The sequence below is a fragment of the Streptomyces sp. NPDC087787 genome (genome assembly GCF_044743035.1).
Classification (GTDB): domain Bacteria; phylum Actinomycetota; class Actinomycetes; order Streptomycetales; family Streptomycetaceae; genus Streptomyces.
On sequence record NZ_JBIUVQ010000002.1, the window covers coordinates 301,256 to 315,667 of the forward strand.

Annotated in this window: 11 protein-coding genes and 1 pseudogene; 3 read left to right on the plus strand and 9 right to left on the minus strand. The window is 73.0% G+C overall.

What is annotated here, in order from left to right:
* Positions 1–3: 3 nt before the first annotated feature.
* The gene (locus ACIOWN_RS05430; RefSeq protein WP_362353066.1) at positions 4–2,091 is read right to left on the minus strand and encodes a SpoIIE family protein phosphatase; all 2,088 of its coding nucleotides are present in this window, start codon (positions 2,089–2,091) and stop codon (positions 4–6) included.
* Between the two features lie 101 nt (positions 2,092–2,192).
* Here ACIOWN_RS05430 and ACIOWN_RS05435 point away from each other — a divergent pair, with 101 nt between their 5' ends.
* Positions 2,193–3,614 carry a lipase maturation factor family protein gene (locus ACIOWN_RS05435; RefSeq protein ID WP_401980536.1) on the plus strand — a complete coding sequence of 474 codons (1,422 nt, stop codon included), beginning with the start codon at positions 2,193–2,195 and terminating at the stop codon, positions 3,612–3,614.
* 10 nt (positions 3,615–3,624) lie between these two features.
* Here ACIOWN_RS05435 and ACIOWN_RS05440 read toward each other — a convergent pair whose 3' ends face one another.
* The 5 genes and pseudogenes from ACIOWN_RS05440 to ACIOWN_RS05460 form a co-directional block, all read right to left on the minus strand.
* Entirely contained in the window at positions 3,625–4,590 is a 966-nt protein-coding gene (locus ACIOWN_RS05440; protein WP_401980538.1) for an aldo/keto reductase, read from the minus strand.
* 163 nt (positions 4,591–4,753) lie between these two features.
* Complete coding sequence (locus tag ACIOWN_RS05445; protein WP_362353060.1) at positions 4,754–5,221, minus strand: DUF4231 domain-containing protein; 468 nt, start codon at positions 5,219–5,221, stop codon at positions 4,754–4,756.
* An 81-nt stretch (positions 5,222–5,302) separates the two neighbouring features.
* Positions 5,303–8,311 carry an alpha-mannosidase gene (locus tag ACIOWN_RS05450; RefSeq protein WP_401980541.1) on the minus strand — a complete coding sequence of 1,003 codons (3,009 nt, stop codon included), beginning with the start codon at positions 8,309–8,311 and terminating at the stop codon, positions 5,303–5,305.
* 51 nt (positions 8,312–8,362) lie between these two features.
* Positions 8,363–9,429, minus strand: a pseudogene (locus ACIOWN_RS05455) (flotillin).
* A 46-nt stretch (positions 9,430–9,475) separates the two neighbouring features.
* On the minus strand, positions 9,476–9,727 hold the full coding sequence (locus tag ACIOWN_RS05460) for a hypothetical protein (protein WP_362353056.1): 252 nt from the start codon (positions 9,725–9,727) through the stop codon (positions 9,476–9,478).
* 200 nt (positions 9,728–9,927) lie between these two features.
* Here ACIOWN_RS05460 and ACIOWN_RS05465 point away from each other — a divergent pair, with 200 nt between their 5' ends.
* Entirely contained in the window at positions 9,928–11,280 is a 1,353-nt protein-coding gene (locus ACIOWN_RS05465) for an amidase family protein (RefSeq protein ID WP_362353054.1), read from the plus strand.
* A gap of 24 nt (positions 11,281–11,304) precedes the next feature.
* Here ACIOWN_RS05465 and ACIOWN_RS05470 read toward each other — a convergent pair whose 3' ends face one another.
* Together ACIOWN_RS05470 and ACIOWN_RS05475 are read right to left on the minus strand one after the other, a co-directional pair.
* Positions 11,305–11,787 carry a GNAT family N-acetyltransferase gene (locus tag ACIOWN_RS05470; protein ID WP_362353052.1) on the minus strand — a complete coding sequence of 161 codons (483 nt, stop codon included), beginning with the start codon at positions 11,785–11,787 and terminating at the stop codon, positions 11,305–11,307.
* 54 nt (positions 11,788–11,841) lie between these two features.
* On the minus strand, positions 11,842–12,015 hold the full coding sequence (locus ACIOWN_RS05475; RefSeq protein ID WP_100570238.1) for a hypothetical protein: 174 nt from the start codon (positions 12,013–12,015) through the stop codon (positions 11,842–11,844).
* A 404-nt stretch (positions 12,016–12,419) separates the two neighbouring features.
* On the opposite strand from ACIOWN_RS05475, the gene ACIOWN_RS05480 reads away from it, so the two are divergent.
* On the plus strand, positions 12,420–12,839 hold the full coding sequence (locus ACIOWN_RS05480) for a hypothetical protein (protein WP_362353049.1): 420 nt from the start codon (positions 12,420–12,422) through the stop codon (positions 12,837–12,839).
* Between the two features lie 33 nt (positions 12,840–12,872).
* Here the strand turns inward: ACIOWN_RS05480 and ACIOWN_RS05485 are convergent, their stop codons facing one another.
* The gene (locus ACIOWN_RS05485) at positions 12,873–14,348 is read right to left on the minus strand and encodes an SDR family NAD(P)-dependent oxidoreductase (RefSeq protein WP_362353047.1); all 1,476 of its coding nucleotides are present in this window, start codon (positions 14,346–14,348) and stop codon (positions 12,873–12,875) included.
* Between the last annotated feature and the right edge of the window lie 64 nt (positions 14,349–14,412).

The following is a 14,412-nucleotide window of genomic DNA, read 5'->3' on the forward strand; positions in this document are numbered from 1 at the left end:
ACGTCAGCTCTCGCCGGGCACCGCGAACTCGCACCACACGCACTTGCCGCCGCCGCGCGCCTCCACGCCCCACACGTCGGTGAGCCGGTCCACGAGCAGCAGCCCCCGGCCGGAGACGCCGTCCGCCCCCGGTTCGCGGCGGCGCGGCAGGGCGCTGGAGGAGTCCTCGACCTCGATCCGCAACCGCCGTCCGGACCCGCTGAGGACCCGCAGGGTGACGATCGCGGCGCCCTCGGTGTGCAGCAGTGCGTTGGTGATCAGTTCGTCGGCCACGAGTTCGATCTCGTACGAGTCCTCCTCGGCACCCCAGGCCCGCACCGCCGTGCGGATCATGTGCCGGGCCCGGGTGAGGGCCTCGGGGTCGCCGGGGGCCACGTACTGCTGGAGCCGGCCGACGGGCTGCCGCTCGGCCGGAACCTGGCGGCGCAGGACGAGCAGGGCCACGTCGTCGTCGCCGCCGCGCGCCTCGGCCATCGTGATCAGCCGGTCGGCGAGGTCCCGTACGTCGTCGGGCCCGTCGGCGACGGACCTAGCCAGCGCCCGCATGCCGTCGTCGAGGTCGGCGCCGGGCTGTTCGACCAGACCGTCGGTGCACAGCACCAGGGTCTGACCGGGGTCCAGCTCCATGGTGCCGACGGGGTAGTGCAGGCTGCCGAACTCGGCGGACAGGCCGAGCGGCAGCCCCCCGTCGACGCCGACCAGGTGGCAGCTTCCGTCGCTGTGCCGGACCAGCGGGTCGATGTGCCCGGCCCGCACCAGCTGCACGACGCCGGTGGACAGGTCGGCCTCCGCGTACAGGCAGGTGGCGAAGCGGTCGGTGTCGAGTTCGTGCAGGAAGACCGAGGCGCGGGCCATCACGGTGGCCGGTGCGTGACCCTCGGCGGCGTAGGCGCGCAGCACGATGCGGAGCTGGCCCATGACGGCGGCGGCGTGCGTGTCGTGTCCCTGGACGTCGCCGATGACGGCACCGACCCGGCCACCGGGCAGCGGGATCAGGTCGTACCAGTCGCCGCCGATGTCGCGGCCCAGGGAGCCGCCCGCGTAACCGGAGCGGTAGCGGACGGCGACGTCGGCTCCGGGCACGCTGGGGATGGTGCGCGGCAGCATGGCCTGTTGCAGGCCCTGGGCGAGGTCCTTCTCCTGCTCGTAGAACATGGCCCGCTGGAGGCTCTGCGCGATGCTGCTGCCGAGGGCGATCAGGACATTGCGCTCGTCCGGGGTGAAGCCGCGCCGGTCGCTGTAGAGCAGGCCCATGCCGCCGATCGGACGAGCCTGGGCGATCAGCGGCAGATAGGCCGCCGAGGTGATGTCCAGTCCGGTGATGTGCGGCCACAGGACGGGGTAGCGCTCGGCGAACTCCTCCGGGGACTCGATGAAGCGGGGGCTGAGGGTGCGCACGGCCTCGCTCATCGGGTAGGGCTCGTCGATCCGGGTGACGCGGGTGCCCGGCACGGAGGAGCCCTCGGGGCCCTCGGCGACGATCCGGATGCGGCCGGCCTCGACCAGGCCGAGAACCAGGCTCTTGGAGCCGAGAAGTGCCAGCCCGTGGGAGTCCTTGACGACCTCGATGACGTCCTGCACGGTGCGCGCGTGGGCGAGGGCGGCGGTCGCGGCCTCCACGACGTTGGTCTGCCTGCGCCGGGCCGCGGCCTGGGCGGCCCGCTCCCGGCGGGCGGCGATGTCGCCGAGCTCCTCGGAGGCGTCGCGGAGGATCCCGGTGATCCTGCGCGGCCGGCCCGTCCCGTCGCGCTGGATGTAGCCCTGCACGTGGGCCCAGCGCAGGCCGCCGTCGCGCAGGCGCAGGCGGACATAGGTGCCGTAGTTCTGGCGGCCCTCCTTCACCGCCTGGGCGACCAGGGCGTCCAGACGCTCGCGCTCGGACGGCAGCAGCCGCTTGCCCACGGTGCCGGGACGGCGGTCGTTCTCCTCGGGGGTGAGGTCGAAGATCCGGTGGGCCTGGGCGTCCAGGTGCACGAGCCGGGCGTCCAGGTCCCAGTCGAAGGTGCCCATGCCGTTGAGCGCCAGAATGGGATCCGGGCGGGCGGGCCAGTCCTCCGGGAGTGACAGGGCGGGCGCTCCCTGTTCAGCCATGCAGGACACCTTGCCAGGGATCGGCTGATTCTTCGAGCCGGGGGTGGGGTACCCGGGGCCCGTGACTTTCCCGGAGGACGAGAGGAGAGGAGCGCTCGACCGTGGGTTGGTTCACCGCACCCGAGTACTGGCTGAGCCGGCTGGTCTTCCAGCGCGCGCTGGCCGTGGTGTATCTCGTCGCCTTCCTGACGGCGGCGCTCCAGTTCCGCGCGCTGCTCGGCGAACGGGGCATGCTGCCGATCCCCCGTTTCCTCCAGCGGGTGCCGTTCACCCGGGCGCCGAGCCTGTTCCACCTTCGCTACTCCGACCGGCTCTTCGCGGCGGTCGCCTGGACCGGGTGCGCGGTGTCGGCGGCGCTGGTCGCGGGCGTGGACTCGCTGATGCCCTTGTGGGCCGCGATGCTGCTGTGGCTCGTCCCCTGGGCGCTGTACCTGTCGATCGTCAACGTCGGGCAGACCTGGTACGGCTTCGGCTGGGAGTCGCTGCTGCTGGAGACCGGGTTCCTCGCGGTCTTCCTCGGCAACGACGACGTTGCCCCGCCCGTGCTCGTGCTGTTCCTGCTGCGCTGGATCCTCTTCCGCGTCGAGTTCGGCGCGGGGCTGATCAAGCTGCGCGGCGACGCCTGCTGGCGCAAGCTGACCTGTCTGAACTATCACCACGAGACGCAGCCGATGCCGGGCCCGCTGAGCTGGTTCTTCCACCATCTGCCGGGGCCCCTGCACAAGGCGGAGGTGGCCGCCAACCACGTCACGCAGCTGATCGTGCCGTTCCTGCTGTTCACTCCGCAGCCGATCGCCACGATCGGTGCCGCGCTGATGATCGTCACCCAGTTGTGGCTGGTGCTGTCCGGGAACTTCTCCTGGCTGAACTGGATCGCGATCGTGCTGGCGCTGTCGGCGGTCCGGTTCCCGGGGAGCGCGCCGTCCGGGCCGGCCGCGCCGCTGTGGTACGAGGTCGTGGTCCTCGCCGTGGCCGCGCTGCTGGTGCTCCTCAGCTACCGCCCGGTGGTCAACATGGTCTCCCGCCGCCAGGTCATGAACCGCTCCTTCGACCCGCTGCACCTGGTGAACACCTACGGCGCGTTCGGCAGCGTCAGCCGTGTCCGCTACGAGGTGGTGGTGGAGGGCACGCTGGACGAGGTGCCGCACGAGGAAGCGGACTGGCGGGAGTACGAGTTCCGGGGCAAGCCCGGTGATCCCCGGCACTGGCCGCGCCAGTTCGCGCCGTACCATCTGCGTCTGGACTGGATGATGTGGTTCGCCGCGCTCTCCCCGGCCTACGCGGGGCTCTGGTTCGGCGCGATGGTGGAGCGGCTCCTGGAGAACGACCGCGACACCCTCAGGCTGCTGCGCCGCTCCCCCTTCCCGCCGGACGAGCCGCCGCGCTACGTCCGCGCCCGGCTGTTCCGCTACCACTTCACGACCTGGCGGCAGCTGCGGGCGACCGGTGCCTGCTGGGACCGCTCCTACGTGCGCGATTTCCTGCCGCCGACCCGGCTGGACACCGGCGCCCGGGATCCGTGACCGGTTCCCGTCAGGTCCCGGAGGCGGGCAGCAGACCGGTGTCCCTCAGCTCCTGCCAGAAGGCCGCGGGCACATGTGTGGCGAACTGCTCGGCGCAGTCGCGGACTTCAGCGGCCGAGCGGGTGCCGACCAGGACGGAGGCCACGGCCGGGTGGCCGGCGCAGAAGCGCAGGGCCGCGGCCCGCAGGGTGATCCCGTGCCGGCCGGCCACCGCCTTCATGCGCTGGGCACGCTCCACCAACTCGGGCGGGGCGCTGGCGTAGTTGTACGTCGCTCCCGGTCTGGGGTCCGCCAGCAGGCCGGAGTTGAAGGCGCCGCCGACGACGACGGACACGCCCCGCTCGACGGCCGCGGGCAGCAGCTCCGACTCGGCGCGCTGGTCGAGCAGGGTGTACCGGCCGGCGCACAGCACCACGTCCACGTCCGTGTCGCGGACGAAGCGGGTCAGCATCTCCGACTGGTTCATGCCCGCCCCGATGGCCCCGACCACGCCCTGGGCGCGCAGTTCCTCCAGCGCCGGGTAGCCCTCGCGGAAGGCCTGCTCGGCGTGGTCGTCGGGGTCGTGGAGGTAGACGACGTCGACGCGGTCCAGGCCGAGCCGTCCGAGACTGGCCTCCAGACCGCGCCGCACCCCGTCCGCGCTGAAGTCCCACACGCGGCGGTGGGCGGCGGGCACGGCGAAACCGTGGGCGAGATCGCTTCCGCCCGTGTCCGCGGGTTCGAGCAGCCGGCCGACCTTCGTGGAGACCGTGTACGCGGAGCGCGGAAGGCCGCGCAGGGCCGCGCCGAGGCGGCGTTCGGACAGGCCGAGTCCGTAGTGCGGGGCGGTGTCGAAGTAGCGGATGCCCTGCTCCCAGGCGGCGGCCACGGCCGCCCGTGCCTGCTCCTCGTCCACCTCGGTGTAGAGGTTGCCGATGGCGGCGGCGCCGAAGCCGAGGGCGCTGACCTCGACCCCGCTCCCGCCCAGCGTCCTCACCGGGCCTCCTGGCACGGCTGTGGGCCCTGACCACCGTCGGGTTGGTGCGGGGCGGGATGACGGGTGTCGTGGGCGTCACGTGCGCGGGCGGGCGTCGGGGGCACGGAGGTCCTTTCGGTCGAGGGGAGGAACGCTCGCGGCCGTCCCCGGGTTCCGGTCGTGGTCAGGGGCCGGGGGCCGGCAGTGGTGGTTCCGGGCGACGGGTCCGGGAATCGGACCATTCGCGCAGTTCGTCGGCGCCGACCTCCTCGATCACGTGCCGCAGGGTCTGCCGGGCCGCGGCGTCGCGTTCCGCTTCGGGCAGGAGCAGGTAGCGGTCGACGGCCCGGCGCAGGGTCTCGCGTGCCTGCGCGGTGAGCACCCAGCGGGAGCCGGGGTCGAACAGCTGGCGCATGCCGGTGAAGAACACGGCACCGCCCGCGATCATCGCGGTCAGCCAGGCCGGCGCGTGCAGACCGGCGGCCACGACCGTCACCGAGGTGGTGGCGAGGGCGCCCAGCTCCGTGCCGCGGTGCAGCCGCCTGGCGCGGTCGCAGGACCGGCTGTAGAACGCCAACTCGCGTTCGGCCAGCGCCAGCAGGGGGTCCGGCTGGGCGGCCCAGGAGTGGTCGGGCACCGTTCTTCGTGTCATCGCCACATCATCGTGGCCGCGCGCCCCACCGGGAAAGAGCGGCACGGCGCGATCCCGCCGAGTCGCCCCTGTTGCAGGACCTCACGCGCGCCGCAGCCGCAGCGTCATGAGCTCGAACGGCCGCAGCCGCAGGGCGATCCGGCCGCCGTCCCGCTCCGGCGCCTCCTGAGGCAGGGGCCGCTCCAGCAGGTCCGTCACCGTCACGTCCGCGACGTCGAACCCCGCCGTGAGCGTCGCCCGCGCCCGGCCGCCGTGCGCCTCGTGGAAGCGGACCACCACGTCACCGCTGCCGTCGTCCGCGAGTTTCACCGCCGTCACGACCACCGCGTCCTCGTCCACCGTCACCAGCGGAGCCACGTCCTGGCCGCCGGTCAGTCGCCGCTCGGGCAGGTTGATCCGCCAGCCCTCGCGGACCGCGTCCCCGATGTCCGCGCCCGGCACCAGGGCGTGCCGGAAGCGGTGGACGCCCTGGTCGGTGGCGGGGTCGGGGAAGCGCGGGGCACGCAGCAGGGACATCCGGACCGTGGTGGTGGTGCCCCGGTCGCCGTCGGTGCGGACCGTGCGGGTCACATCGTGGCCGTACGTCGAGTCGTTGACGACGGCGACGCCCCAGCCGGGCTCGGCCACGTGCACGAAACGGTGGTTGCAGGCCTCGAACCTGGCCGCGTCCCAAGAGGTGTTGGTGTGGGTAGGCCGGTAGAAGTGACCGAACTGCGTCTCGGACGCGTACCGTTCGGCGTGCACGTCGAGCGGGAAGGCCAGCTTGAGGAACTTCTCCGTCTCGTACCAGTCCACCTCGGTGTCCAGCACCAGCCGCCGCTCCCCCGCCGGAAGCGACAGCACCTGGGTGACGCGGGAGTCCCCGAAGTTCCGTACGACCTTCACCGAGGCGCCGTCCTCGCGGGCCGTGACGGACTCGGTGCCGGTGAGGTCGGTGACCGTGTTGCGGTAGAACTCGTCCACGTCCCAGGCGTCCCACATGTTCGGGAGGTCCGGGTGCAGTTGGAGGAGGTTCGCGGCCCGGCCCTCGGCGATCGTCTCGCGGCCGGCCTCGATGTCGTACGCCGAGACGACCAGGCCCCGCTCGTCGATCCCGATCCGCAGCAGACCGTTGTCCAGGACGAATCCCCCGCCCGCGCGGGGCCTCAGCTCCGTGCGGCCCTCGGTGACCGGGGTGGCGGCGCCGCCGGCCGGGACGCACGCCCGTGTGTGCGGGGCCGCGTTGAAGACCAGCGGTACGGCGCCCTCGCCCGCCAGCGCGCGCTGGGCCGACTCGACGATCCGGTTCAGTTCCCCGGCGATCCGCTCGTAGGTGGCGCGTGCCTCGCGGTGCACCCAGGCGATGGAGGAGCCGGGCAGGATGTCGTGGAACTGGTGCAGCAGCACCGTCTTCCAGATCCGGTCCAACTCGTCGTAGGGATAGGCGAATCCGGTGCGTACGGCGGCCGTCGCCGCCCACAGCTCCGCCTCCCGCAGCAGGTGCTCGCTGCGCCGGTTGCCCTGCTTGGCACCGGCCTGGCTGGTGAGGGTGGCGCGGTGCAGTTCCAGGTACAACTCGCCGACCCAGACGGGTGCTTGCGGGTACTCGGTCTGGGCCCGGTCGAAGAACTCCCGCGGTGTCTCCCACACCACCCGCGGCGAGCCCTCCAGGTCGCGCAGCCGGGCCGCCTTGGCGACCATCTCCCGGGTGGTGCCGCCGCCTCCGTCGCCCCAGCCGGTGGGGGCGAGGGAGTGCCGGGCGGCGCCCTTGTCCTTGAAGTTGCGTGCCGCGTGGGCGAGTTCGTGGCCCGTCATGGAGCAGTTGTAGGTGTCGACGGGCGGGAAGTGCGTGAAGATCCGCGTGCCGTCGATGCCTTCCCACCAGAAGGTGTGGTGCGGGAAGGCGTTGGTGCGGGACCAGGAGATCTTCTGTGTGAGCAGCCGGGTGGAGCCCGCCGCCCTGACGATCTGCGGCAGCCCGGCGGCGAAGCCGAAGGTGTCGGGCAGCCAGGCCTCGTCGTTCTCGATGCCGAACTCGTCGAGGAAGAACCGCTTGCCGTGCACGAACTGCCGGGCCATCGCCTCCGAGCCGGGCATGTTGGTGTCGGACTCCACCCACATGCCGCCGGCCGGCACGAACCGCCCGTCCGCCACGGCCTTCTTCACCCGTGTCCACACCTCGGGCCGCCGCTCCTTGAGCCACGCCCACTGCTGGGCCTGGGACATGGCGAAGACGAACTCGGGCTCGTCCTCGAGCAGCGCGGTCATGTTGGAGGCGGTGCGGGCCACCTTGCGCACGGTCTCGCGCAGCGGCCACAGCCACGCCGAGTCGATGTGGGCGTGCCCCACCGCGCTGATCCGGTGCGCGGAGGCGGCGGCGGGCGCGGCCAGCACCTCGGTGAGCCGGGCCCGGGCCCGCCCGGCGGTGCCGTTCACGTCCTGGAGGTCGACCGCGTCGAGCGCCCGGTCCACCGCGCGCAGGATCTCCCAGCGGCGCTGCGCGTCGGGCGGCAGCTCGGCCATCAGCTCCCCCAGCACCTCCAGGTCGATGACCAGCCGCCATACGTTCTCGTCGAACACGGCGAGGTCCATGCGCCCGAGCGTGTACTGCGGTTCGTCGCCCGCCGTCTCCGGGTCGCCGAGCGGGGTGGGCACGAAGCCGGGGATGACGGGGTTGGAGGCGGCCTCGATGTGCAGGCGCACCTCCTCGCCGCCCCGGGCGGGGGCGGCGACGCGGACCCAGGGGGTGCGCGGGTTGAGCCCTTTCACCGGGGTGCCGTCCGGCCGGTACACCAGGCCCTCGCACTGGAAGCCGGGCATGTTCTGGTCGAAGCCGAGGTCGAGGAGCGCTTCGACGGTCCTCCCGGCCCATGCGTCGGGCACGGTGCCGGTCACCCGGAACCAGCTGGTGCCCCACGGCGCACCCCACCGGGTGCCCGCCTCGATCGGCTCGGGTTCGGCGGCCAGGCCCTCGGCGACCGGTACGGGTTCGCCGGGCGTGTGCCGAACCGCGACCTCCAGCGGGACGGACTCGGGATACACGGCGGGACGGATGCGCTCGTCGAGCACCCGCCTGAGGCGGGCCTCGACCAGGCCGGGGTCGTCATGCATGAGTCACGCTCCGTGGGGTGGGCGGACGGCGGTTCGGCCCGGCGCGGGACCTCAGCGGGTGCGGGGATCGGGCCGCTCACCGTCGGACGCGCCCTCGCCCGGTTCCTCTTGCCCGGTGCCGGGCCGCGGCGCGCTCGGGCCGCGCAGTGCCGGCCTGCCGTCGCCCTCCTCGGGGCGGGCGCCGCCGGGGTGCCGATCGCCCTGGCCGTTCAGGTTCTGCCGGACCGAGTCCAGGATCGTCAGGCCCTGGGCGACCAGACCGGCCGCTATCTCGCCGAGTCCGTCGGCACCGTTCAGGACGTTGACGTTGGCCCCGGAGAGACCGCCCGCGGCCTCCTTCACGATCAGCGGGAGCTGGTCGATGAGCATCCGGTCCAGGGCGACGCGGTCGTACGACGCCGCGGCCTCGGCCTGGACCTTCATCCGCTGCGCCTCGGCGGCGGCGAGGACCCGGACACGCTCGGCCTCGGCGGGCTTCACGATCTCGGCCACCAGCTCCTGCTGGCGCAGCCTGGCCTGCCGCTGGGCCAGTTCGGTCCGGGCGTCGAGCACCTCCTGCCGGGCGTGCGCCTGCGCCAGCGGGCCGGCCTGGGCCGCCTGCGCCTGGGCCCGGTCCACCTCGGCCGAGTACTCCGCCTTCACCACCGCGGTCTGCCGGGCGTACTCGGCCTGCTTGCGCGCCGCCTCCCGCTCGGCCTGGGCGGCGGCCTGGTTGGCCTGGGCCTGGGCGATCTGCGCCTGGCGCCGGATGGCCGCCTTGTGCGGCGCGGACATCGCGTCGATGTAGCCGGTGTCCCCGTCGTCGATCGACTGGTCTGCAGCGAGTCCACGATCAGGCCGATCTTCGCCATCCCGGTCTTGGAGGTGTCCAGCACCTCGGCGGCGAGCTTCTGGCGTTCGGTGACGATCTCGTCGACCGTCATCGAGCCGATGATGGCCCGCGTCTGCACGACCTCGGATTCGCACATCGACAGGGTCAGGAAGCGGACCTTGCGCAGGACGGGGAGCACGAACTTCCCCTGTCCCGTCACCACCCGGAACGGCGCACCCCCCAGTCCCCGCCTGCCTCCGGAGATCAGCATCGCCTCGTCGGGGGCGGGAACGCGGTAACCGAACATGGCCTTGTTCTCCTTAGCCCGGGTCAGCCCGGGATCAGCCCGGGGCTCACCCCGGATCGACGGGAACGTCCCGCAATCTCTCCAAGGGGTCGCCCCACGCGATGACGTCGACCTCGCGGCGTCCGCGTGACTCGACCACGAGCACCGTCGCACCGATCGGCAGCGGTTCCTGCGACCAGGCGAGGAAGGTCTCGCAGCCTCCTCTGACCCGCACCAGGATCTCGCCCGGGCCCGCGGAACCGCACGTGCCGATGAGAATCTCCCCCGTGCAGCCGATCACGGCCTCGTCCTGTGCCATCGCCGACCGGTTCCCCTCGTACGCGTCCTCCGCCTTCGACCTTAGACCCACTCGGACGGCCCGCATACGGCGCTGCACGGGCCTTTCCACCGGCCCTTTCCACCGGCGGGAACCTCTCGACGCGGCACCTGCCGCCGGGCACGGTCGTGCCTGCATACTCGCGAGTACCCAACCGTCCGTCCCCTTTCCGAGGAGCGCCCGTGACCAAGTGGGCCGGCCGCAGTGCCGCCGAGATCGCCGCCGCCGTACGCGACGGGCGGGCCACGCCCCGCGAGGTGGTGGCCGAGCACCTCGCCCGGATCGAGCGGCTCGACGGTCGCGTCGGCGCCTTCCGCACCGTCCGCGCCGAGGCAGCGCTCGCGGAGGCCGACGAGGTGGCGGCCCGCGGCGATCTGGCGGGACTGCCGCTCGCGGGCGTGCCGGTGGCCGTGAAGGACAACCTGGCGGTGCGGGGCGAGTCCAGCCGCGTGGGGTCGGCCGCGACCCCGGACACCCCGGCCGCCGGCGACCATGTCACCGTGGGCCGGCTCCGAGCGGCGGGCGCGGTGGTCGTCGGGCTGACGAACGTGCCCGAGCTGTGCGTGTTCGGCACCACGGAGGGCGTCCACGGCATCACCCGCAACCCGTGGGACCCGACCCGGAACGCGGGCGGCTCCTCGGGCGGCAGCGCGGCTGCGGTCGCCGCCGGCATGGTCCCGCTCGCCCTCGGCAACGACGGCATGGGCTCCCTGCGCATCCCCGCCGCCAACTGCGGCCTGGTCACCGTCAAACCGGGTCACGGCGTGGTGCCCGCCGGGATCAGCGAGGGCGACTGGTTCGGCATGTCCGAGAACGGGCCGCTCGCCACGACCGTCGAGGACGCCCGGCTGATGCTCTCCGTGCTGGCCGGCACCGAGGCCGAGGGCGGTCGGAAGGCGAGCCCGCGGACGATCGCCGTGTCCGTGCGCAGCCCGCTCGCCGGGGTGGTCGTGAGCGGGCCCTACGCCGCTGCCACCAGGGACGCGGCGCGGCTGCTGGCCGGGGCGGGTCACCGGGTGCGCCGGGCCGAGCCGCCGTATCCGGTGTCGCTGGGAGTGACGGCTCTGCGGCACTGGACGGCGGGCGCGGCCGTGGACGCGGCGGGCCTGGACCCGCGGCGGCTGACCCGGCGCACCCGGGTGCACGCCGCCCTGGGGCGCCGGTTCCTGAAGGGTGTGCACACGGACACGCGCCGGGAGGAGCTGCGGCGGCGGATGGAGCCGTTCTTCGCCGAGTACGAGGTGCTGCTCACCCCCGCGCTGGCCCGCCGCTCCCCGCAGGCCGGGCCCTGGCACGAGCGGGGCTGGCTGCGCAATGTGCTGGCCGACACCCTCTATTCGCCGATGACCCCGCCGTGGAACCTGGCCGGATGGCCCGCGATGGCGGTGCCGTTCGGGACGCTGCCCTCGGGCGCCCCGTGCGCCGTTCAACTGGTGGGGCGTCCGGGCGCGGAGGCGGATCTGCTGGACGTGGCGGAGCAGATCGAGCGACTGCGTCCCTGGCCGAGGACGGCGGACCTGCCGCCGGGGTCGTAGTACCGGGTCTCCAGAGCGCCTCGTCTACAGGGCCCGGTACATGATGTGCAGGCCCACCGGGCCGTGCCGGGGGTGCTCGTAGGCCTCCGGCACCGTGCCGAGGATCCGGAAGCCGAGCGAGGTCCACAGCCCGACCGCGGGGTTGGTCTCCACGACGGCGTTGAAGACCATCGCCCGGTAGCCGGCGGCCGTCGCGGCCTGAAGGACGTGCTCGGCCAGGGCGCGGCCGATGCCCAGGCCGGACCGGTCGGGGTCGACCATGAAACCCGCGTTGGCGACGCGGGCGGCGGGGCCGCCGTAGTTGGGGGTGACGTAGGCGGAGCCGACGACCGCGCCGGTGTCGTCCTCTGCGACGTACACGCGTTTGGCGGGGCCCATCCACAAGGCCCGGGCATCCTCCTCGGAGGTGTCCGGGTCCCAGGCGTACGTCTCGGCGGCGGCGACGATCCGGTGCCAGAACGGCCAGATCCGCGGCCAGTCCGCGGCCGTGGCTTCTCTGATCAGCATGGGCGTGAGTCTGGCACGCCCATGCGGTCGGCGATCGCGACGGGTTCTGGCCGCTCAGTCCACGCTGGGCAGGATGTGGGGCTCGGCCAGGTCGTCCTCGTAGCCCGCCAGGCGGATCGGTGCCGAGCGGGCCCACACGTCGAGGCTGCCCAGGTCCGCGGGCCTTCGGCCCGCGCGCTCCATGCGTTCGTTGGGACGCTGCTCGCGATTCGTCTTCTCCGGTGTCACCGCGCACTCCTTATGTGTCGGTCACCCTCGGGGCATGCGGCCGGACGCACCGCGCCGCCCAAGCCCGCTCGGGTCTGGTTGGTATGCATCTCGGACGCGGTGGCGTCGGCAACTGAGGTGCGAGCAGGCCGTGGTGCACCGGCTTGCCCCGGGACGGACCATGGGTGTGGATGGAACCCGTAGTCGCTGTCCGTCCACCCCAGATTAACCAAATGAGCGGCCTCCCGCTCGATAGCGCGGCAAAGTCCAGGTAACTATCTGACGTCGCGCGTGTTGATTGGACCACTTGCGGGGTGATTTGTCGCATCATGTGCCGGGCGGGGTTCAGGTTCCGTTGGCCGCGCCGCAAGCTCGCCATGATCTGCTGACCCACCACGACGGCTTTCTCGCGGGAGGACCGACGCATGGAGCTGCGCAGCGCCGAGGAGCTCATGGACCTGCTGTACGCCTGCCCGCCCGACGCCCGCGCCCACGCGTTGCGCACCGCCGCCCTGCTGCGCCGGCGCCACCCGGCCGACAAGGAGCTCCAGGTGGCGGGCCTGGTCCACGGCATCGGCCGGCTGCTGCGGCCGGACGGCGGCGACGGTACGGCCGACCCGGCGGCGGACGCGGTGCGCGCCCTGCTCGGCGAGCGCGTCTCCCGCCTCCTGCGACGGCATGCGGCGCCCGCCGACGGCCGCCTGTCCGAGGAGGACGCGGCGGCGCTGCGCCAGACGGCCGAGGAGGCCCGCACCGCCGGCTTCGACGCGGGCGTCCTGGAGGACTGGCGCACGGTCCTGGAACTGGTCGCGGCGGGCAACTACCGGCTGAGGACCGTGGACTGACACCTCGTCAGAGGCATCGGGCCGGCGGCCGGCTCACCACTTGCCCGGCGCGTAGTCCTTGAGGAAGACGCCGTACAGGTCCTCGCCCGCCTCGCCGCGCACGATCGGGTCGTAGACGCGGGCGGCGCCGTCGACCAGGTCGAGCGGGGCGTGGAAGCCGGCCTCGGCGAGGCGGACCTTGTCCGGGTGCGGGCGCTCGTCGGTGATCCAGCCGGTGTCGACGGCCGTCATCAGGATGCGGTCCTTCTGGAACATCTCCTCGGCGCTGGTCCGCGTGAGCATGTTCAGGGCGGCCTTGGCCATGTTGGTGTGCGGGTGTCCCGCGCCCTTGTAGCCGCGGTTGAACACGCCCTCCATGGCGGAGACGTTCACGATGTAGGCGCGGCGGGCCGCGGCGGCCGCCATCGCCGGACGCAGGCGGCTGATCAGGATGAAGGGCGCCGTCGAGTTGCACAGCTGGACCTCGAGCAGCTCCACCGGCGTGACGTCCTCCACCGCCTGGATCCAGCTGTTGGTGTCGTGCAGGTCGGGCACGAGACCGCCGGCGTCGATGGCCGTGCCGGCGGCGATCCGCTCCAGGGACGCCGAGCCGGAGACCAGGGCCAGGTCGGTGACGTCCTGGGCGGTGAGCGCGCCGCCGCCCGCCACCGGCAGCTCCGCGACCGCCCCCGAGCCGAACGTGCCGATCACCTCGGCCGCGGGCAGCTCACCGGCCGGCAGCGGGGCCGACTCGGCGGCGACCAGCTCGCTGTAGGCCTGCGGGGAGCGCCGTACGGTCTGGGCCGCGTTGTTGATCAGGATGTCCAGCGGTCCCTCGGCGGCGACCGAGTCGGCCAGGGCCACCACCTGGGCCGGGTCGCGCAGGTCGATGCCGACGATCTTCAGCCGGTGGATCCACTCGTCACTGTCGGGCTGGGCCTTGAAGCGGCGGATGGCGTCACTCGGGAACCGGGTCGTGATCGTGGTGTGCGCGCCGTCGCGCAGCAGCCGCAGCGCGATGTACATGCCGATCTTGGCGCGACCGCCGGTGAGCAGGGCGCGCTTGCCCGTGAGGTCGGCGCGGGCGTCCCTGCGGGCGCGGTTCTCGACCGCGCACCGCGGGCAGAGCTGGTGGTAGAAGTAGTCGACCTCGACGTAGCGGGTCTTGCAGACGTAGCAGGAGCGCGGGCGCTGGAGTATCCCCGCGATCTGTCCCGCCCCCGTCGTGGACGAGGGCAGGATGCCCTCGGTCTCGTCGTCGATGCGCTGTGCGGATCCGGTGGCCGTGGCCTCGGTGACCGCCTTGTCGTTCGCGGTCTTGGCGGCCCGGCGCTCCTGGCGGCGGCGCTGCTTGACCGTGCGGTAGATCTGCGAGGTGGCCCGGCGCACGGCGACGGCGTCCGGGTGGTCCACGTCGATCCCGTCGAGCTCCTTGAGCACTTCGAGGCACACGGCCAGGCGTTCGGGGTCGATCCCGGGCCCGTACAGCACTTCGTCCGTGGCCGTCGGGCCCTCGTCTGTCACCGTCATCGCGCTGCCGTTCCCTGATCACCGTGCGGCGCTCCGACTCGCGCCTGCTTTCGAACGGGGGATT